This is a genomic window from Rhizobium sp. Root1203 (genome assembly GCF_001424945.1).
GTDB lineage: Bacteria > Pseudomonadota > Alphaproteobacteria > Rhizobiales > Rhizobiaceae > Rhizobium.
In genome coordinates this window covers 110,964-135,867 of the sequence record NZ_LMCW01000045.1, presented here as the reverse complement: position 1 = coordinate 135,867, position 24,904 = coordinate 110,964, and the positions used below count along the sequence as shown (strand labels likewise).

Annotated in this window: 25 protein-coding genes; 14 read left to right on the top strand and 11 right to left on the bottom strand. The window is 61.2% G+C overall.

Annotated features, from left to right (window positions below):
* Positions 1-15: 15 nt before the first annotated feature.
* The 3 genes from ASC97_RS27120 (at position 16) to ASC97_RS27110 (ending at position 2,694) form a co-directional block, all read left to right on the top strand.
* Positions 16-582: a MarR family winged helix-turn-helix transcriptional regulator gene (locus tag ASC97_RS27120; RefSeq protein ID WP_057471431.1), complete on the top strand. Its 567-nt coding sequence runs from the start codon at positions 16-18 to the stop codon at positions 580-582.
* A 125-nt stretch (positions 583-707) separates the two neighbouring features.
* Entirely contained in the window at positions 708-1,730 is a 1,023-nt protein-coding gene (locus ASC97_RS27115; RefSeq protein WP_057471430.1) for a LacI family DNA-binding transcriptional regulator, read from the top strand.
* Between the two features lie 16 nt (positions 1,731-1,746).
* Positions 1,747-2,694 carry a 2-hydroxyacid dehydrogenase gene (locus ASC97_RS27110; RefSeq protein ID WP_057471429.1) on the top strand — a complete coding sequence of 316 codons (948 nt, stop codon included), beginning with the start codon at positions 1,747-1,749 and terminating at the stop codon, positions 2,692-2,694.
* Positions 2,695-2,759: 65 nt separating this feature from the next.
* Here the strand turns inward: ASC97_RS27110 and ASC97_RS27105 are convergent, their stop codons facing one another.
* The gene (locus ASC97_RS27105; RefSeq protein ID WP_057471428.1) at positions 2,760-3,131 is read right to left on the bottom strand and encodes a COG4315 family predicted lipoprotein; all 372 of its coding nucleotides are present in this window, start codon (positions 3,129-3,131) and stop codon (positions 2,760-2,762) included.
* A gap of 204 nt (positions 3,132-3,335) precedes the next feature.
* Positions 3,336-4,115 (bottom strand): gamma-glutamyl-gamma-aminobutyrate hydrolase family protein, encoded by a 780-nt coding sequence (locus tag ASC97_RS27100; protein ID WP_057471427.1) that lies wholly within the window; start codon positions 4,113-4,115, stop codon positions 3,336-3,338.
* A 284-nt stretch (positions 4,116-4,399) separates the two neighbouring features.
* On the opposite strand from ASC97_RS27100, the gene ASC97_RS27095 reads away from it, so the two are divergent.
* Positions 4,400-5,506: a TRAP transporter substrate-binding protein gene (locus tag ASC97_RS27095; RefSeq protein ID WP_057471426.1), complete on the top strand. Its 1,107-nt coding sequence runs from the start codon at positions 4,400-4,402 to the stop codon at positions 5,504-5,506.
* Positions 5,507-5,578: 72 nt separating this feature from the next.
* On the opposite strand, the gene ASC97_RS27090 is transcribed toward ASC97_RS27095, so the two are convergent.
* On the bottom strand, positions 5,579-7,105 hold the full coding sequence (locus tag ASC97_RS27090) for a TRAP transporter large permease (RefSeq protein ID WP_057471425.1): 1,527 nt from the start codon (positions 7,103-7,105) through the stop codon (positions 5,579-5,581).
* Between the two features lie 21 nt (positions 7,106-7,126).
* Entirely contained in the window at positions 7,127-7,666 is a 540-nt protein-coding gene (locus ASC97_RS27085) for a TRAP transporter small permease subunit (RefSeq protein WP_057471424.1), read from the bottom strand.
* Between the two features lie 337 nt (positions 7,667-8,003).
* On the opposite strand from ASC97_RS27085, the gene ASC97_RS27080 reads away from it, so the two are divergent.
* The 6 genes from ASC97_RS27080 to ASC97_RS27055 all read left to right on the top strand — a co-directional run bounded on the left by ASC97_RS27080 (position 8,004) and on the right by ASC97_RS27055 (position 14,673).
* On the top strand, positions 8,004-10,307 hold the full coding sequence (locus tag ASC97_RS27080; protein WP_057471423.1) for a putative bifunctional diguanylate cyclase/phosphodiesterase: 2,304 nt from the start codon (positions 8,004-8,006) through the stop codon (positions 10,305-10,307).
* A 213-nt stretch (positions 10,308-10,520) separates the two neighbouring features.
* The gene (locus ASC97_RS27075) at positions 10,521-11,219 is read left to right on the top strand and encodes an N-acyl amino acid synthase FeeM domain-containing protein (protein ID WP_443216787.1); all 699 of its coding nucleotides are present in this window, start codon (positions 10,521-10,523) and stop codon (positions 11,217-11,219) included.
* Positions 11,220-11,396: 177 nt separating this feature from the next.
* A complete protein-coding gene (locus ASC97_RS27070) occupies positions 11,397-11,621 on the top strand; it encodes an aa3-type cytochrome c oxidase subunit IV (RefSeq protein ID WP_057471555.1) in 225 nt (74 codons plus the stop codon).
* A gap of 103 nt (positions 11,622-11,724) precedes the next feature.
* Positions 11,725-12,873, top strand: a complete 1,149-nt coding sequence (locus tag ASC97_RS27065) for a Re/Si-specific NAD(P)(+) transhydrogenase subunit alpha (RefSeq protein WP_057471421.1) — start codon at positions 11,725-11,727, stop codon at positions 12,871-12,873.
* Entirely contained in the window at positions 12,873-13,271 is a 399-nt protein-coding gene (locus ASC97_RS27060) for a proton-translocating transhydrogenase family protein (RefSeq protein ID WP_057471420.1), read from the top strand. Before ASC97_RS27065 ends, ASC97_RS27060 begins: the two co-directional genes overlap by 1 nt.
* 7 nt (positions 13,272-13,278) lie before the next feature.
* On the top strand, positions 13,279-14,673 hold the full coding sequence (locus ASC97_RS27055) for an NAD(P)(+) transhydrogenase (Re/Si-specific) subunit beta (RefSeq protein ID WP_057471419.1): 1,395 nt from the start codon (positions 13,279-13,281) through the stop codon (positions 14,671-14,673).
* 109 nt (positions 14,674-14,782) lie between these two features.
* Here the strand turns inward: ASC97_RS27055 and ASC97_RS27050 are convergent, their stop codons facing one another.
* The 4 genes from ASC97_RS27050 to rpsU (ASC97_RS27035) form a co-directional block, all read right to left on the bottom strand.
* Positions 14,783-16,462: a sensor histidine kinase gene (locus tag ASC97_RS27050; RefSeq protein WP_057471418.1), complete on the bottom strand. Its 1,680-nt coding sequence runs from the start codon at positions 16,460-16,462 to the stop codon at positions 14,783-14,785.
* A gap of 216 nt (positions 16,463-16,678) precedes the next feature.
* Positions 16,679-17,740: an NAD(P)/FAD-dependent oxidoreductase gene (locus ASC97_RS27045; RefSeq protein ID WP_057471417.1), complete on the bottom strand. Its 1,062-nt coding sequence runs from the start codon at positions 17,738-17,740 to the stop codon at positions 16,679-16,681.
* 25 nt (positions 17,741-17,765) lie between these two features.
* Positions 17,766-18,632, bottom strand: a complete 867-nt coding sequence (locus ASC97_RS27040; protein WP_057471416.1) for a tetratricopeptide repeat protein — start codon at positions 18,630-18,632, stop codon at positions 17,766-17,768.
* A gap of 135 nt (positions 18,633-18,767) precedes the next feature.
* Positions 18,768-18,983, bottom strand: coding sequence for a 30S ribosomal protein S21 (gene rpsU / locus ASC97_RS27035; RefSeq protein WP_057471415.1), 216 nt, complete (start codon positions 18,981-18,983; stop codon positions 18,768-18,770).
* A 430-nt stretch (positions 18,984-19,413) separates the two neighbouring features.
* Between rpsU (ASC97_RS27035) and ASC97_RS27030 the strand changes: the two genes are divergently transcribed.
* From ASC97_RS27030 to ASC97_RS27015, 3 genes are all read left to right on the top strand, one after another.
* Entirely contained in the window at positions 19,414-19,623 is a 210-nt protein-coding gene (locus ASC97_RS27030) for a cold-shock protein (RefSeq protein WP_037069619.1), read from the top strand.
* A 466-nt stretch (positions 19,624-20,089) separates the two neighbouring features.
* Positions 20,090-20,329 (top strand): 30S ribosomal protein S21, encoded by a 240-nt coding sequence (gene rpsU / locus ASC97_RS27020; RefSeq protein ID WP_007527643.1) that lies wholly within the window; start codon positions 20,090-20,092, stop codon positions 20,327-20,329.
* 42 nt (positions 20,330-20,371) lie between these two features.
* Positions 20,372-20,599, top strand: coding sequence for a hypothetical protein (locus ASC97_RS27015; RefSeq protein ID WP_037069613.1), 228 nt, complete (start codon positions 20,372-20,374; stop codon positions 20,597-20,599).
* Positions 20,600-20,785: 186 nt separating this feature from the next.
* On the opposite strand, the gene ASC97_RS27010 is transcribed toward ASC97_RS27015, so the two are convergent.
* The 3 genes from ASC97_RS27010 to ASC97_RS27000 form a co-directional block, all read right to left on the bottom strand.
* Entirely contained in the window at positions 20,786-21,340 is a 555-nt protein-coding gene (locus ASC97_RS27010) for a class I SAM-dependent methyltransferase (protein ID WP_057471414.1), read from the bottom strand.
* Between the two features lie 84 nt (positions 21,341-21,424).
* Entirely contained in the window at positions 21,425-22,777 is a 1,353-nt protein-coding gene (locus tag ASC97_RS27005; protein WP_057471413.1) for a sensor histidine kinase, read from the bottom strand.
* Positions 22,774-23,454, bottom strand: a complete 681-nt coding sequence (locus tag ASC97_RS27000) for a response regulator transcription factor (RefSeq protein ID WP_057471412.1) — start codon at positions 23,452-23,454, stop codon at positions 22,774-22,776. The genes ASC97_RS27005 and ASC97_RS27000 overlap by 4 nt, the downstream gene beginning before the upstream one ends.
* Positions 23,455-23,642: 188 nt before the next feature.
* On the opposite strand from ASC97_RS27000, the gene ASC97_RS26995 reads away from it, so the two are divergent.
* The gene (locus ASC97_RS26995; protein ID WP_057471411.1) at positions 23,643-24,896 is read left to right on the top strand and encodes a sarcosine oxidase subunit beta family protein; all 1,254 of its coding nucleotides are present in this window, start codon (positions 23,643-23,645) and stop codon (positions 24,894-24,896) included.
* The last annotated feature ends 8 nt before the right edge of the window (positions 24,897-24,904 follow it).

Genomic DNA, 24,904 nt, shown 5'->3' with positions numbered 1-24,904 from the left:
GTTTATGACGAGATCATGCGCAATGTCATAGCGCAGCGCTTTCAAGGCTTAAAGATCAAAGGGATGGCGATGGGCAAGAAGCACAAGGACGGCAAGAAGCAGAAGTCCAAGAAGAAGGACCAGACCGAGTATACGGTGGCCGATCTTTCGCCGGCTCTGACTCAGGCCGCGCGCTCCATGCGCACCGTTCTGTCCCGCAATCTGCTCGACAGCGGGCTGTATGCCGGCCAGGACGGCGTGATCCTGTCCCTTGCCGAGGCCGACGGCATGACGGCCGGCGGATTGGCGCAGAAGCTCGGCGTCAAGGCGCCGACGATGACACGCACCATCGGGCGCATGGAAGCCCAGGGTTTTCTGGAGCGCAAAGCGGATGCCGACGATGCGCGCCTTACCAAGGTATACCTGACCGAGCTCGGCCGCGGCAGCGTCAAGGCCATCGAAATGGGGTCTGCAGCATGCGATGCGCTCGCCACGCAGGCATTCACCGAGAAGGAAATCCGCAACCTCGTGCGCCTTCTCAAGGCGATCGATGCCAATCTCCAGGCAGAAGCCGTTCCCCTCGATGAGCCCGATGAAAACTGACAGATTTGTGAAATTTAGAATTGCCTCTGCGGATTTAATCTTTTAATTAAACATTTTAAGAGGCGCTCGGCGTGTCATACGGCCCGGGCGCCAGGATAAACCCGCGCGTTGCCTGGGGAGGACACGTGGCTCAGAAGATCAAGCTGTCGACGATCGCCGAAACGCTCGGCATTTCCACTGCTACCGTATCTCTTGCCTTACGCGACAGTCCGCTGGTCGCAGGGACGACCCGAGACAAAATCAAAGAGCAGGCGCGGGCACTCGGCTATATCTACAACAGGCGCGCCGCCAGCCTGCGCACCTCGCGCTCCGGCATCATCGGCGTCGTCGTGCACGACATCATGAACCCGTTCTACGGCGAGATCCTGAAGGCCATCGAGAGCGAGCTCGACCGCAGCCGTCATACCTTTATTCTGTCCAATCACTACGACTCGGTCGAAAAGCAGCGCACCTTCATCGAGACGCTGCTGCAGCTCGGGGGCGACGGCGTGATCATGTCGCCGGCCATCGGTACGCCGCCGGAGGATATGCAGCTTGCCGAGGACAACGGCATGCCGGCAATCCTGGTTGCCCGTTCGATGGAAGGCTCTGCCCTGCCGACTTATCGCGGCGACGACAGCTACGGCATCTCGCTTGCCACCAACCACCTGATCGGTCTCGGGCATCGCTCGATTGCCATGATCGGCGGCACGGACCAGACCTCGACCGGCCGCGATCGCTACCAGGGTTACGTCAATGCGCTTCGCAAGGCAGAGATCGAAGTCGATCCCGGCCTCCGCATTCCCGGCCCCCGCTCGATGCAGGGCGGATTCGAGGCGGCGGTGCATTTCCTGTCCCTGCCGCAGAAGCCGACCGCGGCAGTCTGCTGGAACGATCTCGTCGCCATCGGGCTGATGAACGGGATTGCGCGTGCGGGCCTCGTCCCGGGCAGCGACATTTCCGTCACCGGCTACGACGACCTCGAGGAGGCATCAATCTCCATGCCGGCTTTGACTACCGTGTGGAACGGTCAGGCGGAAGTCGGGCGGCTTGCCGCCCGCGCCCTTCTTGACCGCCTGGCCGGCAGTCACGAACCTGACGGCATCCATCTCATCAAACCCGAGATGCGTATCCGTCAATCGACAAGCCCTTATCGGGCGCGGACATAATCAAAGAGGAAATGCCATGTCTCGCATCGCGGTTCTCGTCCCCGGGAAGATACACGAACGCGTTCTCGCGCGCCTGAAGGAATGCTTCGATATCATCGAGGCCGATGCGTCGGCGCTCGACTCCGAGACTGCCGGGCGCATTCGCGGCGTGGCGGTCTCCGGCACGTTCGGGGCTCAGGCGATCGACAGCCTTCCGAACGTCGAGCTGATTTCCAGTTTCGGTGTCGGCTATGACGGGGTCGATGCCAAGCATGCGGGCTCGAAGGGCGTCGTGGTGACGAATACGCCGGAGGTCTTGAACGACGACGTCGCGGATACGGCAATCGGCCTGCTTTTGAACACGATCCGCGAATTTCCCCGCGCCGAAAGCTGGCTGCGAGACGGAAACTGGAAGCCGGGGCAAAACTATCCGCTGTCGCGGTTTTCGCTGAAGGGCAGACATGTCGGGCTCTATGGCCTTGGCCGTATCGGCCGGGAAATCGCCAACCGCCTCGAGCCGTTCAAGGTGAAGATCAGCTATCACACCCGTTCGCGCCACGCCGATGCGTCGTACGACTACTATCCGACGTTGAAGGCCCTGGCTGAGGCCGTCGATACGATGATCGCCATTGTTCCGAAGACCCCGCAGACGCACAAGACGGTGAATGCGGAGATCCTGGCGGCGCTCGGGCCCGGCGGCGTTCTGATCAACGTCGGCCGCGGCTGGATTGTTGACGAGGACGCGCTTGCAGCAGCATTGTCTTCAGGCGCACTGGGTGCGGCTGGCCTCGATGTCTTCTACGACGAACCGAACGTACCCGAGGCACTTCTCGCCTTGCCGAACGCCGTTCTCCTGCCGCATATGGCATCCGGCTCGGTGCCGACGCGCAATGCGATGGCGGATCTGGTCGTGGACAATCTGATCGAGTGGTTCGGGAACGGCAAGGCCCTCACGCCGGTTCCGGAAGCGCCCGTGAAGGGCTGACTGTCTACCGACGAGGCGCGCGAGCGGAAGCAATCCCTCGTGCGCTCGCCGGTCATGCGGATCGGCTACTTGGCGACATGCCAAACGCCGCCCATGCCGTCACCGTTTGTTTCGCCGGCTTTCTTGTCTCCGGCGAACGTGTAGAGCGGCTTGCCGTCATAGGCCCACATTTCCTTGCCGTCGGCGGCCTTGACCATCGACCATTCGCCCTCTGCCTTGGCTTTCGCTGCGGCATGGAAGGCAGGCCATTTCTTCAGGCAGTCCTTGTCACAGTTCGATTTGCCCATGGTGTCCTTGTCGAAGGTGTAGAGGGTCATGCCTTTTGCGTCGGCCATGACCTTGCCCATCTTGGTATCGACCATCATGGCCGGCTCTGCCGCAACTGCCGAAAAGGCGGTCGCTGCCAGCAAGCCTAAAGAGAGTAGGAGCGTTTTCATGAGTACCTCCCGTTCGGGAGTGCCGGCGGGATGCCGGTAGCGCCCGATCGAACCCAGTAAAACGTTTTGGCGGGGATGGCTGTTCCATGGTTCAGCGCCCCGTGATGGCGGACCCCGGGGCCGAGTCGGGCGGGTACGGCAAGGTCAACCGGCCAAGCCGGGAATGACCAGCCTCGTGCGAGGTGCGGGTATCAACGCTCGGGTTCAGGCCACAACCTTCGGGGGCCGCGCCGCCGGGATTTTGCCCGCATAGTCCCGGACAGCGTCGCCGAATGCTGCGAAGATCTGGTTCGACGGCTTGTCGGTCTCGGCCCAGTATTCGGGGTGCCACTGCACGCCGACGGCAAAGGCTTCGGCGCCGATCACGGAGACGGCTTCGATGGTTCCATCTTCCGCCACGGCTTCGATCTGCAGGCGCGGCGCTGTTTTCGCGATGGCCTGGCGATGCAGCGAATTTACCTGGACCTCGCCGGCCCCGATAATGCGGGCGATGCAGGAGCCTTCCTTGACGAAAACGCTCTGGCGGATGGCGTACATGCCGTCACGGTCGACGTCAGCCGGCTTGCGGTGGTCCCAGGTGCCGGGCTGCTCCTGGATTTCGCTGGCCAGCGTGCCGCCGAGTGCGACGTTCAGCTCCTGGATGCCGCGGCATATGGCAAGCAGCGGTATGGCGCGGTCGATCGCCCGGCGGATCAGCGGCAGTGTCGTCGCGTCGCGTGCGGTGTCGAACGGTCCGTCGGCGTCGGTGGCCTGCCTGCCGTAGAAGGACGGATGTACGTTGCTCGCCGAACCGGACACGAGAACGCCGTCGACCCGGTCGAGGATCGCATCTGTCTCGTAGCCTTCTTCGAAGGCTGGGACGATGAAAGCCATGACGCCCGCGGCGTTCAACGCGGCACGGACATATTGATGCTGAACGGCATGCCAGCTGGCACCGTCGAAGGTGCGGATATCGGCAGGAACGGCGACGATCGGTTTCGTCATTTTCACCCCGGGAAAAGATGGTGTCGGCTACTGTGAAAGACCAGAAAGGCTCCGGAGTCAACGTTTCGATGCAATGGCGGCGCCAATTGCGGCAGCCGGCGGCGCCTTCCCTGAAAGCGTCGCTAAGCTTCTGATTTGGATGGATATGCCTCCGTCTTCAAATTGGCGCCTTGATCTCTCAACATTGATAGGTAGACGCATTTGCGTCAGCATGCTTAGTTCATTGTCACGCTGCGGGTAGGGACAGGGTGTGCCCGCAGTTCCCATCTGATTGGAGGTTTTTGATGGATCGTCGTTCATTTATGAAGAAGGCAGGAACCGCCGGCGCCGGTGCGGTGGCTGCAACCGCGCTGGCGGCTCCCGCCATCGCACAGGAAAATCCGAAGATTTCGTGGCGCATGACCTCGTCGTTTCCGAAGAGCCTCGATACGATCTACGGCGCGGCGGACGATATTTCCAAGCATCTTGCCGCGTCGACGGACGGCAATTTCACCATCCAGCCTTTTGCCGCCGGCGAAATCGTTCCCGGCCTGCAGGCTGCGGATGCGGTCAGCACGGGCACCGTCGAGGCGGCTCACACCTGCTCCTATTATTTCGTCGGCAAGGATCCGACCTACGCGATCGGCACCGCCATTCCCTTCGGTTTGAACGGGCGTCTGACCAACGCCTGGTTCTACCAGGGCAACGGCAATACGCTGATGAACGAATTCTACGCGACACAGGGGATCTATGGTCTGCCGGCCGGCAACACCGGCGCCCAGATGGGCGGCTGGTTCCGCAAGGAGATCAATACGCTCGACGACCTGAAGGGCGTCAAGATGCGTATCGCGGGCCTTGCAGGCCAGGTGATCAGCAAGCTCGGCGTCATCCCGCAGCAGATCGCCGGCGGCGACATCTATCCGGCTCTGGAAAAGGGCACCATCGATGCCTCCGAATTCGTCGGTCCCTATGACGATCTGAAGCTCGGCCTGCACAAGGTCGCCAAGTATTACTACTATCCCGGCTGGTGGGAGGGTGGCCCGACCGTCCACGCCTTCTTCAATCTGGAGAAGTGGAACAGCCTGCCGAAGCACTATCAGGCGGCGCTCAACGACGCGTGTGCCTTTGCCAATACCAATATGCTGGCAAAATACGACATGAAGAACCCGCCGGCGTTGAAGCAGCTGGTCGCGGAAGGCGCCTCGCTGCGCCCCTTCAGCCAGGAGATCATGGAAGCCTGCTTCCAGGCCTCACTCGGAATCTATGCCGAGATTTCGGCGTCGAATCCCTCTTTCAAGAAGATCTACGAGGATCAGACCGCGTTCAAGCGTGACGCCTATCTCTGGATGCAGCTCTCGGAATATACCTTCGACACCTTCATGATGATTCAGCAGCGAGCCGGCAAGCTGTAGGGCGAGAAGGGTTCCTTCAAATCTGCGATACGGGAGCCGCGCGGTCACGCCGCGCGGCTCTTTTTTTGCTTGTCACTTGATCAAGGGCGGCTGGCTGAGATCCGTCGGCCGGGTTGCGGGCTTGGCCTCGTTCGGCAGGCCGTTCATCGGGGGCAGGGTGAGACCCGGGATACCGGAGGCGCCACCCGGCGCGGTCATGGGAGGCAGCGACAGGCCGTTGCCGCCGAAGCCCGGTACCTCGATCTTGATCGAGTTCGGGTCGACCTGCGGACCCTTGTTTAGCCAATAGGTTACCGACTGGGGCCAGAAGATCACGATCGCGACGAGGATCAGCTGCATGCCGACCCACGGCAGAGCGCCCATGTAGATATCGGAGGTCTTCACGTCGCGGCTGGCGATCGAGCGCAGGTAAAACAAGGCGAAGCCGAAGGGCGGATGCATGAAGCTCGTCTGCATGTTCACGCAGATCAGCACGCCGAACCAGATGAGGTCGATGCCAAGGGCGGAGGCGACCGGGGCCAGCATCGGAATGACGATGAAGGCGATCTCGAAGAAATCGAGAAAGAAGGCCAGCACGAAGATGAAAATGTTGACGAAGATCAGGAAGCCGACGGGACCGCCGGGAATGCCCGACAGCATGTGCTCGATCCAGCGCGAACCGTCCATGCCCTGGAAGACGAGGCTGAAGCAGGTCGAGCCGATGAGGATCATCACCACCATGGACGTGATGTGCGTGGTAGAGCGCATCGCTTCCTGAACGAGCGGCCAGGTGAGGCGGCGGTGCATGGCGGCCAGCACCATGGCGCCGACGACGCCCAGCGCTCCGGCTTCCGTCGGCGTGGCAAGCCCCATGAAGATGGTGCCCAGCACAAGGAAGATCAGCACGATCGACGGTACCATGCCAGCCAGCACCTTGAGGATCAACGCCCAGGTGAATTCGCCGCGCACGTCTTTCGGCAGTGGCGGCATCGAGCGGGGTTTTACGATCGACAGGACAAGGATGTATCCCATGAAGATCGCCACCTGCAGGATCGAGGGGCCGATGGCGCCGAGATACATGTCGCCGACGGATTTGCCGAGTTGGTCGGCGAGGACGACGAGCACCAGGGAGGGCGGAATGACCTGCGTAATCGTGCCGGAGGCGGCGATCACGCCGGTGGCGAGCCTTGGACTGTAGCCGTAACGCAGCATGATCGGCAGCGAAATCACGCCCATGGTGATGACCGAGGCGGCAACAGTGCCGGTAATCGCGCCAAGCACGGCGCCGACGAGGATCACCGCATAGGCCAGGCCGCCGGGAATGCGGCCGAAGAGCTTGCCCATTCCTTCGAGCAGGTCCTCTGCCAGTCCGCAGCGCTCAAGGATGGCACCCATGAAAGTGAAGAAGGGAATGGCGAGCAGCAGGTCGTTGGAAACGATGCCGAAGAAGCGCAGCGGCAGGGCCTGCAGGAAGGCTTCGCTGAAATGGCCGGTGGCGATGCCGATCAGGGCGAAGAACAGGCCGACGGCCGCGAGCGAGAAGGCGACGGGAAAGCCGTAGAGCATGAAGACAACCATGCCCACGAACATTGCCGGCGGAATAATGCCGAAATCAAACAAAAGTGTTCCTCCCGGGAAGGCTTACTGGAGCGGCTTTTCGTATTTTGTGTCGATCCGGATGTGGCCGGTCAGACCGGCGATCCGTTTGATCAGCTCCGAAATGCCTTGCAGGGTCAGGAGACCGAAGCCCAGCACAAGGATGAGCTTGACCGGCCAGCGGATGAGGCCGCCGGCGTTGGCCGATACTTCCTGCTGTTGGAAAGACACCCAGAAGAAGGGCCAGCAGAGCCAGGTGAGGAAGATGCAGGCCGGGATCAGGAATGCGACGAGGCCAATCGTATCGATCCAGAGCTTTGCCCTATCGGAGACCGCGCCGTAGATGAGATCGACGCGCACGTGCTCGTTCATGCGCAAGGTGTGAGCCGCGCCCAGCACGACGACGAAGGCGAAGAGATACCACTGGATTTCGAGCCAGCCGTTTGAACTGTAGTTGAACGAGTAGCGGATCAATGCGTTGGCGGCACTGATCAGGCAACAGAACAGCACCATGTATTCGGCGAGCCTGCCCACGAATTGGCTGATCGAGTCGATCAGCCGGCTGACGGTCAAGAATGCCGGCATGCCCTTCCCCCCTATCTGACGCGCCTTTTGCGGCACGTTCTCCCTTTGGTAGTGGTCAGACTAGGGATTTTCAGGTTGGAAGGAAATGCCCCCAAAGTTGGAGGAGGCCTTTATTCACCGGCGAGGAGCGCGCGGGGTCGACTTGCTGCCCGATATTCATCGCGGCACAGTACCATGCCCGGATCGGGACAAAACATCCCCTTTAAGATGCGCAAATTTCTTATAATACTACGATATTCGCGTTATGGTTTCAAAAAATTCCACAAAATCCGTGGTTTACCCGAAATCAAATTTTAAAGGGTTGGCGGTATGGTTTCGCCGCACAGGGAAAGTATGGATGAAGCCACATAGCCCGGATAGGGTCCCCACTGATGTGTATCTGTCGTTTGTAAGTTCTCTTTCCGGGAACCGCATGACGCTTTTGGCTGGCGTCATCGTGCATGTGGCCACTTTCCTCGCTGTCGCAGCCAAAACGCAGTCTTTCCTTTATGTCCTTCTGTCTATTGCCATTTCCGCGGTGTTCTGTGCCCGCATGGCCATCTTCCGGCAGTTCGATCGCGTGGACAAGGAGACGCTGTCGCGCGCCGGAATAGAGCGCTGGGAGCGGATCCTGGTTGCCGGTGCCGCCTGTACGACCACCCTTCTCGGCTTTGCCAGCGGCTACGCGATCTTCATCCTGCGCGATTCCTTCGCGGAGCTTGCCTGTATTTCAGTCACCATGGCGACCATGGTCTCCGTCGTCGGCCGCAACTATGGGTCGCGCATTGCCGTCGACCTGCAGACGTTTTCCTGCTGCCTGCCGATGATCATCTGCAGCCTGATGGCGCTGGATTTCTATCGCGGCATTCTGTCGATTTTCCTCATTCCCTTCTGGCTGACCACGCGGGCCATGGCGAACGGCGTGCGTGAGTTCTTGTACGAGAATGTCATTGCGCGCAGGGAAATCACGTCGATCGCCGACCGTTTCGATACTGCTCTCAACAACATGCCGCATGGCCTGGTCATGGTCGATCCGGAAAACCGGATCCAGGTGATTAACCGCAAGGCCTGCGAGCTCCTGAAGATCGGCGATCCTGAGCGGCTGAAGGAGCGCGATCTCGGCGCCGTGCTGCGCTACGGGGCACGTTACAGCTTCATGGATTCGACGCAGCCGGAGCTTATCCTTCGTCAGATGACGCATGTTGCCGAAGGCAAGCTGTCGCGCACGCTCATTCATTTCCCCGAGGATCTGTCGCTCGAGTTTTCGGCCAGCCGCCGCGCCGACGGTGGTGCGGTGCTGATCTTCGAAGACGTGTCAAGCCGCGTGAAGGCGGAGCAGAAGATCCTGCACATGGTGCGTTTCGATGCGCTGACGGGCTTGCCGAACCGGCAGTATTTCGGCCACCTCGTGCAGGAGTATCTCGACAGGAACCCGAAGAAACGCGGACCGCTCGGCTTCATGGTGCTCGATATCGACGAGTTCAAACACGTCAACGACATGCGCGGCCACATCACCGGCGATCATCTGCTGTGCGCGATTGCCGCCCAGGTCAAGGACGTTTCGGGCAAGGCCATCGTCGGCAGGCTGATGGGCGACCAGTTCATCCTGTTCTTCCAGCATGCCAAAGACGTCGATGTGCTCGAGGCCGAGATCCGCCGCGTGCATGCCGATCTCCAAGGCAACTACGAGGCCGACGAGGTCAAGTTCCTCGTATCTTTGAGCGCCGGTTACGCCATCCTCGAAAGCGACGCCTTCGCGATGGACGAGTGGAGCATCAAGGCGGATCTTGCGCTCTTCGAAAGCAAGTCGCGGCTGCGCGGCGGGATTACCGGCTTCGAACGCGAGATGGACGGACGCTACATCGAGCAGCAGAAGCTGAAGGCTGATCTGCGCGAGGCTGTCGACAACCAGAGCCTCGGCGTCGCCTACCAGCCGATGTTCAAGGCGGACGGCTCATCCATCGAATGCGCCGAGGCGCTGGCCCGCTGGGTGCATCCCGAGAAGGGTTCCATCCCGCCGGATGTTTTCATCCGGCTTGCCGAAGACATGGGCATCATCTCCGATATCACCCGGTTCATCCTCTTCAAGGCCTGCAGCGATTGCGTGACCTGGCCGGAGCATATCGGCGTTTCAGTCAATCTCTCCGCGCGCGACCTGCGCGATGCCGATATCCTGTCCGTCGTCCTGGAGGCGCTTGCGCATTCGGGACTGGACGCGCGCCGGCTCCATCTGGAAGTCACCGAAAGCTGCCTCATCGACGAGCCGGCCGCCGTCCGGACGATCCTTGCCGAATTGCGTTCGCGCGGCATCACCATTGCCATCGACGATTTCGGCACCGGCTTCTCCAGTCTCAGCTATCTCGATACGCTGCCGCTCGACATCGTCAAGATCGACCGGTCCTTCGTGCGCAACATCGTCGAGGATTCGCGGCGCCTGAAGCTCTTGCGCGGGACCGTCAATCTTGCTCGCGAACTCGGTCTGAAGATCGTCGTCGAGGRCGTTGAAACGCAGGAACAGCTCGCGGTTCTCAACAAGCACCGCAGTGCCGATCTCGTCCAGGGCTATGTGTTCTCGCAGCCGGTCCCATCGCAGAACATCACGATCCTGTCCCAGAACCTGAGCCGCCGCGCGTCGTCGAAACGCCGGCCCAGGGTCGCCTGATCCTCCACAATCACATCGACCTGACCGCCTGCTCTCCCTAGCCGCGGACGAGGTGCCGTTAACCTTAATAATTCAAATATAACGCAAATTGTCTTAGTTCCTTGCTCCGCACCCCGTTTTCATATGATTAATGCTTCGTTAACTGACGAGCGGAGCAACGTTGTGAGTACTCCTGTGACGACAAGCGATTTCAGCAATAAGCTTCTCGAAATTCTGGACCATGTCGAGTATCGGCGCATCGAAAGCAACGAGGACATGGTCGAGATAGAACGGCTGCGCTACAAGGCTTACAAGGCCCGCGACACGTTGGCGCTCGCACCGAAAGGCCTCTTGGACGCCAGCGATTTCGACAGCCATGCCCATGTCTTCGGCCTGTACTATTATGGGGAACTCGTCAGTACGATACGGCTCCATTATGTAACACCCGAGCATCGGGTCAGTCAGTCCGCCGGTGCGTTTCCCGAGGCGATGGATGCGCTCCTGGATGCCGGGCTTACGCTGATCGATCCGGCGCGTTTCGCCGCCGATCCGGAACTGACCGTCGATCTGCCGTGGCTTCCGTACCTGACGCTGAGGCCGAGCATCGTCGCGGCGGCGTATTTCCGTGCCGACCGCGTTCTTCAGTTCTGCCGCCCGCCGCACGCTGCGTTCTACAAGCGGGTCTTCTATGCCGATACGATCGTTCCGGGCCGACTGGCGAAGAACTACGGCATCGACATGACGCTCATGGCGACGAATGTGATCGAAGTCGGCCGCAAGCTGTTGACGCGCTATCCGTTCTTCATCTCCAGCGCCAGCGAACAGCGCCTGATGTTCTCCCGCAAGCCGGACGATACCTTGCCGCCGCTCACCATCATTCCGACTGCACGCTTCGTGCCGGAGGGTGAATTCGGAACCGATCTGCCGCTTTGATCCAATGCGCTGAATTGCACGAGAAGGCCGCTCGCCTGCGGCATTCTCATGCATTGCGCTTTCTTCGCGCTTTGTGTATGGCCTCTCAAGGGAATTTTCCTCGTGGGACCGAGGGAAGCATGCCAGTCGCGTGGCCGCACCATCATGCAGGCCAGGATTTTTGAGGGAGACGATATCATGGCCGAACATCACACCGGACCTGCCGAAGTCGGCGCGCCGATGGACTACAAGGAACACGAGAACACCTACAACATGTTCCTCTCGGCCACGAAATACGGGACGCTGTTTCTCGTAGCCCTGTTGCTCGGCATGACGGCTGGTTTCTTCGCCGGTGCGGGCTTCCTCGGCGGCCTTGTCGTCCTTCTGATCGTATTTATCGCCGGTATCGCCCTGCTGCGCTAAGCGCCGCAGGGGAGAGAGGCAAGTTTTCAAAAAAACTTTTTAATGACGCTTGAGCTGAGCAGGGAGACCTGCTGCGGTCTTGCTGACCCGGAGGAGGGGGCGGTTGGGCAATATTATTTTCGTGGCCAAGGAAACCACGGGGGACGAGACGCGTGTTTCCGCGTCTCCTGAAACCGTAAAGAAGATCAAGGGCCTCGGGCTCGACGTTGTCGTCGAGGCGGGCGCGGGCAAGCTTTCCAGGATACCCGACAGCGATTACGAGGCCGTCGGGGCTCTGATCGGGTCGGCGGGAGAGGCGGCATCCGCCGATGTCGTTCTCAAGGTGCGACGCCCTACCGAAGTGGAAATCGGCGGCTACAAGCGCGGCGCCGTGGTCATCGCCATCATGGATCCCTATGGCAACGACGAGGCGATCGCGGGAATGGCGAAAGCCGGTCTCTCCACGTTCGCCATGGAACTGATGCCGCGCATCACGCGGGCGCAGTCGATGGACGTTCTGTCGTCGCAGGCCAATCTTGCCGGCTATCAGGCGGTCATCGAGGCGGCAGCGGTCTATGACCGTGCCATGCCGATGATGATGACGGCCGCCGGTACCGTTCCGGCCGCCAAGGTGTTCGTCATGGGGGCGGGCGTTGCCGGCCTGCAGGCGATCGCCACCGCACGGCGCCTCGGTGCGGCGGTGTCGGCTACCGATGTTCGTCCCGCTGCCAAGGAGCAGGTCGCTTCGCTCGGCGCAAAGTTCATCGCCGTCGAGGACGAAGAGTTCAAGGCGGCAGAGACGGCAGGCGGCTATGCCAAGGAAATGTCTGCGGAATACCGGGCCAAGCAGGCAGCGCTCGTCGCCGAGCACATCGCCAAGCAGGATATCGTCATCACCACGGCGCTCATTCCAGGACGCCCGGCGCCAAAGCTCGTCTCGCGCGACATGCTGAAATCGATGAAGCCGGGTGCGGTCGCGGTCGATCTCGCGGTTGAGCGCGGCGGCAATATCGAGGGCGTCAAGCCGGGCAAGGTTGCCGATGTCGATGGCGTCCGGGTGATCGGCTTTGCCAACATGGCAGGGCGCATCGCGGCCAGCGCCTCGGCGCTCTACGCCAAGAACCTCGTCACCTTCCTCGAGACCATGATCGACAAGGAATCGAAGGCGATCGTCCTCAATCTCGAGGACGAACTGATCAAGGCGACCATGCTGACCCATGCGGGCGATGTCGTGCACCCGGCATTCGGCGGCGCGAAGAAGGGGGACAAGTAATGGCTACAGACCAAATGGACCGGGCGCTTGATCAGCTGAACCAGGCCGTGAGCGCGGTTGCCTCGGCTGCTGCCAACGCACCCGAAGTGGCGAGTGCTGCGACCGGTGGCGTGATCGACCCCTTCGTCTTCCAGTTCGCGATCTTCGTGCTGGCGATCTTCGTCGGCTACTACGTCGTCTGGTCGGTGACGCCGGCGCTGCATACGCCGCTGATGGCCGTGACCAACGCAATTTCATCCGTCATCGTCGTCGGCGCGCTGCTTGCGGTCGGCATCTCGACGAGCGGGCTGGCGACCGGCTTCGGCTTCGTCGCGCTCGTCCTCGTGTCGGTGAACATCTTCGGCGGCTTCCTTGTCACCCAGCGAATGCTGGCGATGTACAAGAAGAAGGACAAGTGAGAATCGCATGACCAGTATCGCAGCTTTTCTCTATCTCGTCTCCGGCGTGCTCTTCATCCTGGCGCTACGTGGGCTTTCCCACCCGGCGACGAGCCGCAAGGGCAATCTCTACGGCATGGCCGGCATGGGGATTGCCATCCTCACAACGCTGACGCTTGCCACCCCGTCCTTCGGCGGTCTTGTGCTCATCGTTCTCGGTCTCTCGATCGGCGGCGGCGCGGGCGCCTATATCGCTCGCGTTATTCCGATGACCTCGATGCCGCAGCTCGTGGCCGGCTTCCACTCGCTGGTCGGCCTTGCCGCTGTCCTCGTCGCCGCCTCGGCACTCTATACACCGGCCTCCTTCGGCATCGGCAACATCGGGGAAATCCACACCGAAGCGCGCATCGAATTGGCGCTTGGCGCGGCGATCGGTGCGCTGACCTTCACCGGTTCGATCATCGCCTTCCTGAAACTCGACGGACGCATGTCGGGCAAGCCCATCATGCTGCCGTTCCGGCACCTGATCAACGCAGTGTTGCTGGCGCTGATCGTGTTCTTCATCGTCGGATTGGGGGCTTCGGAAAGCCATTTCGACTTCTGGGCAATCGTCGTGCTTTCGCTGGCGCTCGGCGTCCTCCTGATCGTTCCGATCGGCGGCGCCGACATGCCTGTCGTCGTGTCGATGCTGAACTCCTATTCTGGATGGGCAGCCGCCGGTATCGGCTTCACGCTCGGCAATCTGGCGCTGATCATCACCGGCGCGCTGGTCGGCTCGTCGGGCGCGATTCTCTCGTACATCATGTGCAAGGGCATGAACCGCTCTTTCGTGTCAGTCATTCTCGGCGGCTTTGGCGGCGAGACGTCGTCCGGCGCCACCGACACCTCCGACAGGACTGTGAAGCTCGGCTCGGCAGAGGACGCGGGATACCTGATGGCGAACGCGTCCAAGGTCATCATCGTGCCGGGCTACGGCATGGCGGTGGCGCAGGCACAGCACGCCCTTCGTGAACTCGCAGACAATCTGAAGAAGAACGGCGTCGAGGTGAAATACGCGATCCACCCGGTGGCAGGCCGCATGCCGGGCCACATGAACGTGCTGCTCGCCGAAGCCAACGTTCCCTATGACGAAGTCTTCGAACTCGAGGACATCAACTCGGAATTCGCCCAGGCTGACGTTGCCTACGTCATCGGCGCCAACGATGTCACCAATCCGGCGGCGCGCGACGACAAGACCTCGCCGATCTACGGCATGCCGATCCTCGACGTCGACAAGGCCAAGACCTGCATCTTCGTCAAGCGTTCGCTCGGCTCCGGTTACGCCGGCATCGACAACACGCTGTTCTACAAGGACGGCACGATGATGCTGCTCGGCGACGCCAAAAAGGTGACCGAAGAAATCAACAAGGCGATCAACCATTGAGGCATCGCCGAGCTTGAGGCTTCGACCAGATTGAGGGCGCGGACACCGCGCCCTTTTTTCATGCCCTGCAGGGCAATGGTCATCGCAGGCGAAGCCCGCGAGATCTCTGTCAGGCCGTGCCGGACGTCGATGCCGTGCGTTCGAGTGCCCGGCGTGGTGCCGTCAGTTCCCAGCGCAGGCCCCGCGGCAAAAAATCAACCTGCACACTGCCGCTGAAGGCGGCCGCTGCGTGGTTCTTGATGACCGTAGTGCCGAAGCCAGACCGCTCCGGGGTTTTAACCGGCGGTCCGTTCTGCTCTTCCCATGTGACGCGCAGCATTTCTTCGCTGCGATCGCCTTCCTGGAAGTTCTGCCAGTAAAGCCGGACACGTCCCTGCGGCACCGAGAGTGCACCGTACTTGATCGAATTGGTGGCAAGCTCATGCAGGGTGAGACCGAGGTTCTGGACGGCTTCGGGCTTCAGCATGAAATCCTTGCCGATGATGTCGATCTGCTGGGCGGCCTGGGGGAAGGCCTGAAGGTGGATATCGATCACGCGCCGAAGCGATGCGCCAGCCCATTGCTCGCTGGTCAAAAGCTCGATCGAGCGCGACAGGCCGTCGAGGCGATCGGCGACCGCTGCCTGGAACTCCTCGACGGTCCCGGCCTGCTTCGCCAGCTGACGCATCATTGCCTGGGCGAGGGCCAGCAGGTTCTTGGTGCGATGGACAAGCTCGTTCATGACGAAATGCAGCCGGTCTTCCGTCTGGCTGCGGTCAAAGGAGGCATTGGAAAGCGCGACGGCGACCTGGTTCGCCTCGATCACGCTGGTGTCGATCGGCGCTACGATGTGGCCCCGACCCAACCGGTTCGCCATGTCGGCAATGGATCGTATGGTGGTTCTGACCTGACGGGCGACGGCATAGGCCGCCAGGATCGCCACGGACAGGAGGGCGATGCCGCCGATGATCAGGAAGCGCCAGGTCGTGAGGATCGAGGCCTGGGCGCTGGCGACAGGTCCCCATATGACTGCCTTCCAGGACCAGCCCGGAATCTGGGCGTAGCCGAGCATGGTATTCGGCAACACGGCGCGGTTTTCGTAGACGCCACTCGATTCGATCAACGACGGCAGGATGCGCGGGTCGAACGGCTGGCCGAAGCCGATGCTGCTCGCGCCTGCCGAGGCGACCACGTGGCCGCCCTGATCGACGATTGCGGCGGACCAGCCGGCGGGAAGGCCTTCCGTCGAGACAAGTTTTGCAAGGTCCTTGGCATTCTGGGTGATGATCAGCGCAGCAACGCGACCGAGCTGCAAGGGCATGGTGACGTTATAGACCCATTCGCCGCTGGTTCGGCCCTGAAACACGTCGGACGCCTCGATGCGTCCCGAAGCGATCGCCGCTTTCACGGCCGCCATGTTGGTGGTCCGGCCAAGGGTCGTGCCGTAGTCGACGCGTGTGTTCAGCAGCTGCTGACCGCTCGCGTCCACGGCGATGACGAAAAGCGTATTTGCGCGCAGTGCGGTTTCGGTGCGGGTGTGAAAGGCGGCGAAGTCGTTGCTCTCGAGTTCCGGCGAGGTCGACAGCAACCTCAAAGTTGTGGCCATGTCCTGCAGCTGGCGGTCGACGGACCGGGCGAGGGCTGTGGCGTCCTGTGCCGTTTCCCGCCTCAGGATCGAGCGCTGGTTGTCCTCCAGCTGCCCGAGCAGCAACGCGACCAGCGCAAATATCGGCAGCGAGGTCGCCAATGCCATGGCGATCAGATAGGTGCCGATCGATGCCTTGGGAAAGATCCGTGCGGACATCTTCATCGGCGCATTCTCGCCGTGCCGGAGGCGCAAACGCTTGCGCCCTCTGCTCCTGCGAGCTCGAAAGCAAAGAATTGGATCACCGCGATTGCCCTCAATGCACCCTCATCCTGCCGATAGCCTGCTATCGAAGCAGTCGCATGTTAGGGACAGGTCCGAATCCTTGCAACCTGCTAAAACACCTCGCCGGCATTTAACGGGCTTCTGTGGCGAAGATGTTCAGCCGAATCTGGAAAGCCTGTATGGCGCGAGAACAGCGTCCTCATTGCCGCCCAGAATCTCGCTTGACGCGAGTAGCCCCGCAAGCGGTGCCAAGGTTATCCCGGAGTGCATGACGGCGATATAAAGCCCGTCGCAGGCGTTGCCGATGATGGGCAGGCCGTCCTTAGGGGTCGGGCGGTATCCGACCGTGAAGAAGTCCATCGCAAGCGACTGGCCGTCGGTCAGGCTTTCTCGCAGCTTGGCGAAGAGTGCAGATGCCGTCGCCTGCTGGTCTGCCCCGGGCTCGGCCCCACCGAAATCACCACCGGCGACAATGCGGCCCTCCGCCGTCTGGCGCATGTGCAGCTCGGGTGACATGACCAGGCCGTTCAGGCGTTTTTCGCAAGGCCGGGAATGGACGATGAGGCCCGGCGGCGTTTCGATGGGGAGTACGATGCCGATGGAAGCGGCCAGCGGCGGGCTGCCGGCGCCGCATGCCAGGACAACATGATCGGCCTCGATCATGCCGGCGGACGTGACGACGCCGGAGATCCGGTCGCCGCTCCGGATCAGTCCGCTGACCGCCGCGGTCACGGATTTTGCACCACGTGCCTCGGCATCCGCGAGCATCAGGCGGGCGGCCGCGACCGGCTCGACGGCGCCTTCCTCGGCAACCGAAAGCGCAAGCTCGGGGACGATCTTCAGATAAGGCTCGCGGACACTGATCTGTTCGCGGCCGATGCGCTCTATTCCGTAACCCCAGCTGCCGTGCTCTGCAGCGAAAGCCTCCAGCCGGTCCGGCGGCAGGTCCCAGCCGATGCTGCCGTTCCAGGATAGCGGCAGGCCCGGCAGTTCCCCGGCCAGCCTTCTCCATTCGCCCATCGAGCGACGGCGGAAATGAAAGTAGAATTTCGGATTGCCCCAGCTGGCATTGATCCAGGCAAAGGAACAGGGCGTGGCGACACCGCCGCTGTTTTCGGCGACGACGGTGACGCTTGCACCCTGGCGAGCCAGATGCCAGGCGATCGAAGCGCCGACGATCCCCGAGCCGACGACGACCACATGCTGTTTGGTTGTCATCCTTGCCGCCCCGATCTGCCTGTCGTTAGCCGGCGGTTGGAACGCCTACGCGCGAAAGTCCATCTTTCGCCGGCTGGTACTTCGCATCCAGGCCGATTGCGTGACGGTAGGAGCGGGCAGCCTTCTGCTTGTCGCCCTTGCGCTCGTAGACAAGCGCCTGGTTGGCCCAGGATTCGGCGACATTGCCGTTGAGCTCGATCGCATGGTTGAAATCGGCAAACGCGTTGTCGTCGTCGTTGAGCGCAATGTAGGAGATGCCGCGGCCGTTGTAGGGCTCGGGCGAATTCGGAGAGAGCGAGATCGCCTTCGAGAAGTCGTCGATCGCCTTATCCTGCTGATTGCGCTTTTGATAGATCAGGCCACGATTGTGGTAGGCGCGGCCGTCGGTCGTCCCGAGCTGGATCGCCTTGTTGAAATCGTTGAAGGCGGCGTCGTCCTGGCCGGCGGCGCGGTAGACGTTGCCGCGGCCGATGAGCGCCACGTCGTAGTTCGGATTGATCTGCAGCGCTGCGTTGTAGTCCTGGATAGCCTGCTGCTGCTGCCCCATGTTGCGGTAGACCAGCGCGCGGTTGGCATAGGCCTGGTAGAACTTCGGATTGATCTGCAGCGCCGTGTTGAAGTCATTCAGCGCCTGGCGGAAATCGCCGCCGCGCCCATAGGCCGAACCGCGTACGTTATAGCCTTCGGGATCTCTCGGGTTGGCATTGATAACCGAGGTCAGCGAGGCGATATTTTCCTGCGAACCCTGCGCCTTGTCGATGCTGATAACGGCATCCGAGGTGTTGTTGGTCGTGCAGCCGGCCAGGCCGAGTGCGGTGACGACAGCCAATGCCGGCAGAGCGGCAATCTTCGGCAAACGCAAGGAACGGGTATTCGACATGAAATCAGCCATGCGGGCTCGTTTTCCCCCAGTGCAGCCGGTCCGGCGAGGGACGGGCAAGCTTCAACAGCAAATTAAAAAAGCGGTGGCGACATAATCGCCCCCGCCAACATACATTTGAAAACGTCGAAATAACGACAGCGACACTTAGCGCGCTGCAACGCCGCCTTCGCGCTGTGCCCGCTTGCGAGCCAACTTGCGAACGCGACGAACGGCTTCGGCTTTTTCGCGAGCGCGCTTTTCCGAAGGCTTCTCGTAGTAGTCGCGCATCTTCATTTCGCGGAAGATGCCTTCGCGCTGCATCTTCTTCTTGAGAGCGCGGAGAGCCTGGTCAACATTATTATCGCGGACAAGTACCTGCACGAGAGTCACGTTCCTTTGGTTTGGTTGCGGCCTGCATCAGCATGGCGCCAGAGGCAAAAATATTCTATTCGCGCGGCTGTGGCCTTGCGATTGGGTGCGGGATAACAGATCATGGCGCATAAGTCCATATGGAGCGGCGGATTTGGAGGGAAAAATCCGGGATGGCCCGGTCCGGACGCTTTCGGCGGCCGTTTCGAGGCGCAGCTGCCGGCCTGATCGTTTGCATGCAGGACGCTGCCAACCACGGTGTCGAAGCCCCTAATTCGGGTTCGTTCCTTGCATCGGCCGCCATTTGCTCTATAGTAGGCCCATCGACCATTGCTTGTGACCTTTGTCAAAGAGCCAAATCGCTCCGTCAGATCTCCTCTCAAAATCGATCAAACCCAGCGAATCCTCGCCGGGTACTAACGACCATTGAAAGGCGATCGTTATGAATTCAGGTACCGTAAAGTGGTTCAACAGCACCAAAGGCTTCGGCTTCATTCAGCCGGACGACGGCGCTGCTGACGTTTTCGTTCACATTTCGGCGGTTGAGCGCGCTGGCATGCGCGGTCTGGCCGACGGTCAGAAGATTAGCTACGACCTCGTGCGCGATCAGAAGTCCGGCAAGAACTCTGCAGACAATCTGCGCGCCGCGTAATTGTCATTCGCCTTGGCCGACCACGGATGTACTGGCGGCTGCGGGCAATGACGGAAGAGGTCGGGGTTACACCCGGCCTTTTATGCTTTTCAAGAATCACGACGATGACTCGGTGAGAACATTATGGCACGCACTCCCAGATTCGCTGTCGGAGACAAAATAGTCCTGAAGGACGGATTCGTCCGCACGGACACAGCCGGAAGAACATGCACGATCGCCGGCGTTCTTCCGTTCGACGGCAGTCGTGCGCAATACCGGGTCCGCTTCGAGACCGAAAATTTTGAACGTCGGATCGTCGAAAGCGACATCGACGTTATTCAGTCGGCATCTTCGGTGCCAAACATTGAAACCGTGGCGAGTGCGGAGACTGGCTCCTGGCTGAAGTCTTCCAGCATCAAGGTCAGGAAGTAATTTCTGGCTTCGCCGTCTAACTGGCAATCACGATTGCCGCATGAAAGGAAAGAGTTTGCAGGTTCTCGTCAGGGATAACAATGTCGATCAGGCGCTTCGCGTCCTGAAGAAGAAGATGCAGCGCGAAGGTCTCTTCCGCGAATTCAAGGCGCGCAGCGCTTATGAAAAGCCGTCTGAGAAGCGCGTTCGCGAAAAGGCCGAAGCAGTCCGCCGCCAGCGCAAGCTCGCGCGGAAGAAGCTTCAGCGCGAAGGTCTTCTGCCGGCCCCGAAGAAGGCTGTGCGTCCGGCACGCTGATCTGCCCATCCGGCAGGCTTCGTCTAGATAGAGAGAGTGCAGATGACTTCAAAAAGCGAATTCTTCAATCCGGCCAAGCTCTCATCACGCGATAAAGCGGCGGCGACCGATACGACTGCGAGAGCAATCGTGTCTGCCGAGGCCGCCGCTCGCGAAAAGAAAACGGAAAAGCTGAAGGCCCTGCGCTTGCAGCAGGCGGCCGAAGCGCCACCGGCCGCCGCCCCTGCCAAAAAACGGCGGGCGGCGTCCAAGTCGGCTTCCTCGTCCTAGGGGGTCGCACGTCCGCCGGGACGTGCAAAGCTCGATTTTCCACTTTGTCATCACACGACAGCAAGCGTCCCGCCTTCCGGCGGGGACGCTTTTCTGCGCGTTGGCGCGGATCAAAACGCCGCGACTATTTTCCGAACGGCAGCTTCCGGCGAGAGTCTTTCCGTTGGCGGCGGGCCCGCGCTCGCCTCATCGCGAAAACCTGAACACGGTAGCAGGCGGCAGGTTGAGCCGGATGCGCCCCAGACTGGCAACCCGCAAACCGAGCGATCGAAGGACCGGGTCCGGAACCGAGCATCTATGACCATAGGTGAACTGATAGAAGGTGCCACTGGGAGGCATCAGGGAAAAGGCGCCGGCCATGATTGCGTGAACGGTCTCCTGGCTCATGTTGCGTAGCGGCAAGCCGCTGACGACCGAACTGAAACCCTCGCAGCCGAGCTCCGGCAAACGGCGGGCATCGTGCTGGAGCACGGTGATCTGCGGAAATCGGCGCCGAAGCAGTGCGACAAAGCTCTTTTCAATTTCGATCAGCGTCAGATTCGCCGGCGACACGCCGCGTGCGAGCAGCGCTCTTGTGAAGATACCGGTTCCGGGTCCGAGTTCGAGAACGCGTCCACCTCCGGGATCTATCTCGCTGGTCATCAGCCGGGCGAGCTGCCTTCCCGACGGTGCGATCGCGCCAACCGTTCGCGGAGCCGCGAGCAGGGCCTTGAGAAAAGCAGAGGTGACGGAAGGGTGCATGAGCGGTATCTCCAGGAAGGTCTTGTGAAGCCATCCTGAGGACGTCAAATGATGTTAGCATTGCGCTTTTCAGACGCAGCCGGTCTATGTGGTGGGGAAACTCATGTTGAAGCTTGCGCCGCCGCCGGGCGAGTCGCTGACCCACACGCGCCCCCCGTGAAATTCGACAATGTCGCGGACGAGGTGGAGGCCAAGCCCGATGCCGTTGCGATCGGAAACGAGGCGCTGGAACGGCTCGAATATCCGTTCGCGGTCTGCCGCAGCGATGCCCGGACCGTTGTCGACGACGGAAATCTGTGCCGGCGCCTGAACACGTATGGTGATCGTCCCTGTTCTCCCGCCATGCCTGACGGCATTTTGCACGAGGTTGGCAAGAGCGCGCTCGATTGAAGAGGCGTCCGCGAGGATCGCCTTCGGCAGGGAAGCAATCTGGAAATCCGTCTCGTAGCCCGCGGCAACGATCAGCGGCGCGAGGTCTGCGACCTGGCGCCTTGCGACAGCCACCAGATCCAGCGGCTTGAGCTGTTCCGGTTCGTTGTTCAGCCTTTGCAGATCGAGAAGCTGTTCCGCCAGCGTCGCAAGGCGGGCAACGTCTTCCAGGAGCCGCCCGGATACCTCGTTCTTTACCATCGTTTCTATTCGCGCCTGCAGGATCGCGATGGGGGTTCGCAACTCGTGTGCTGCAGCGAGCATGAAGCGTTTCTGCCTGTGGTAGGCTTGCTCCAACCGCGCCAGGGTCTCGTTCATGGCAATCACCAGCGGTGCGATTTCCGCCGGAACGGCGTCGAACGGCAGCCGATAGTCGCGGTGTTCCGCGTCGATGCGTCCGGCCGCTGCCGCAACAGTCTCGAGATCGCGGGTGATCCCGCGCATGATGAAAGGCGTCACCGCGAGCGTGATCAAACCCGTCAACAGAATGGCCGGGAAAACCGCACTCGATGCAAACGCTGTCAACGTCAGCAACAGAAGCGTCGGCGGCAGTATCCCGCGGCGACCGACAATGATCGTCAGCGGTCCGTCCTTGCCGTCGACGACCTGCATTCTGGCGCCAACCGCATCTGGCCGGCTTTCATCCCCATTGAAGCGGGCTTCGGCGATCCCGCTGCCCAGTGCCGCAATCGTCATGAATTCGGCCGGTACAGGTCCCTCCGTCGCAACGCGGCCGTTCCTGTCCCGGATAACGAACCAGAAACCGGGTGCCGCGCGCTCCTCCGCGAGCTCGCTGGTTTCAGTGACGACGATGCCGCCGTCGTCCGTCCGGGTGACGGCGGATGCGACACTGGCGATGGAATCTTCGCCCGGTGCGACGATCCCCACAAAGCCCAGGCTCCAGAGACCGAGAACGAAGGCGGCGCCAAGCGAGAGGATCGTCAGCGCCTGCAGCGCAAACAGGCGGCGGATCAGGCGCCACTTCAGAGATGGAAATTGCCGCTTCATTGCCGGGCTTGCCTGAGCAGGTAACCAATGCCGCGGATGGCATGGATTTCGACCCCTGCTTTTGCCGCGTCGAGCCTGCGGCGGAGGCGGGAGACGTGCGTGTCGAGCGCGTTCGACTGAATCTCGTCGTCCATTCCATAGACGGCGTTTTCCAGCGTGGAGCGTTCCACCGTTCGCCCGCTGCGCCGCATCAGGGCCTCGAGGACAAGAAGTTCGCGGCGCGGCATGGGAATCGGCTCGCCGGAAAGGCTGGCTTCGCGATTGAGCACATCGAACGAGAGAATGCCGAGGCGCAACGGGGTGGCATCAACCGTCCCCGGACGGCGGAGCACCGCACGCAGGCGCGCCATCAATTCCTCGACGGCAAAGGGCTTGGCCAGATAGTCGTCGGCGCCCCTGTCCAGTCCTTCTATCCTGTCCTTCAGGTCGCTGCGTGCCGTCAGCATGATGGCGGGCGTGCTGGCGTTGCCGGTGGTGCGGGCAATGCCAAGAAGCGTCAGTCCGTCGCCGTCGGGCAGGCTGCGATCCAGCAGCAGCGCGTCATACCTGGTCAGCTTGAGGGCCTCGCTACCGTCGGCAAGCGTTGCGACATGATCGATGATCAGGTCATAGCTCCGCAGTGCCGTCATCAGAATGGCAGCAAGCTCGGTCTCATCTTCCGCCAGCAGTATGCGCATCCGGTTCCCTCGCCATTGTCGATGCTCTTCCAACATTGCGTGAAAATGACGCGCGTGGCGCGACCGATCTCGCACGGTGTCAAAACAAAAGCCCATTCACGTCGCAAAAGAAACGTTGTGCCGCTTTTGGATTTGCGATTTGTATGGCCGACGACACGGGATCGTTCCCCCGAAGGAGATGAAGGCGGATGCGCAGATACTCGGTTTTTGCCGTGGCACGGGAGGCTCTGAGGGGTCACAAGGGCTGGGAAAGGCAATGGACTTCGCCGGAACCTCGCGCCGAATACGACGTCATCATCATCGGCGGCGGCGGGCATGGTCTTGGTGCTGCCTACTACCTCGCCAAGGAGCACGGCATCACCAATGTCGCCGTCCTGGAAAAAGGCTGGCTCGGCGGCGGCAACACGGGCCGCAACACGACCATCATCCGCTCGAACTATCTCTACGAAGAGAGCATGCACATCTACGAGCATTCGATGAAGCTCTGGGAGAACCTGTCTCAGGATCTCAACTACAATGTGATGTACTCGCCGCGCGGCGTGATGATGTTGTCTCACAACGTTCACGATCAGCAGTCCTTTAAGCGCCATATCCACGCAAACCGGCTCTACGGCATCGACAACGAATGGCTGACACCGGAGCAGGCCAAGGCCTATTGTCCGCCGCTCGATATCTCCGCCAGCGCCCGCTACCCGATCAACGGTGCTGCCCTGCAGCGTCGCGGCGGCACGGCGCGTCACGATGCGGTTGCCTGGGGATATGCCCGTGCGGCGTCGGATCGCGGCGTTCACATCATCCAGAACTGTGAAGTGACCGGCATCCGCCGCGGCCCTGATGGGCGCGTCACGGGCGTCGAGACCAATCGCGGCTTCATCGGCGCCAAGAAGATCGGCGTATCGGCCGCGGGCCATACGACGACCATCATGAAGATGGCCGATGTGCGCGTGCCGCTGCAATCGAGCCCGCTGCAGGCGCTGGTTTCCGAACCGCTGAAGCCGATCTTCCCCTGCGTGGTCATGTCGAACACGGTGCACGCCTATATCTCGCAGTCCGACAAGGGCGAACTGGTGATCGGCGCGGGCACCGACCAGTACAATTCCTACAGCCAGACCGGCGGCCTGCAGATCATCACGCATACGCTCGATGCCATCTGCGAATTGTTCCCGATGTTCCGCCGCGTCAAGATGATGCGTCAGTGGGGTGGAATCGTCGACAATACGCCGGACCGTTCGGCAATCCAGTCGAAGACACCGGTGCCGGGACTCTACGTCAACTGCGGCTGGGGCACCGGCGGCTTCAAGGCGACGCCGGGTTCGGCAAACCTCTTCGCGCATCTGATGGCTCGCGATGAGGCGCACAAGTTCAATGCAGGGCTGACGCTCGATCGCTTCCGCACCGGACGCCTGATCGACGAAGCCGCCGCCGCCGCTGTCGCGCACTGACACGAGGA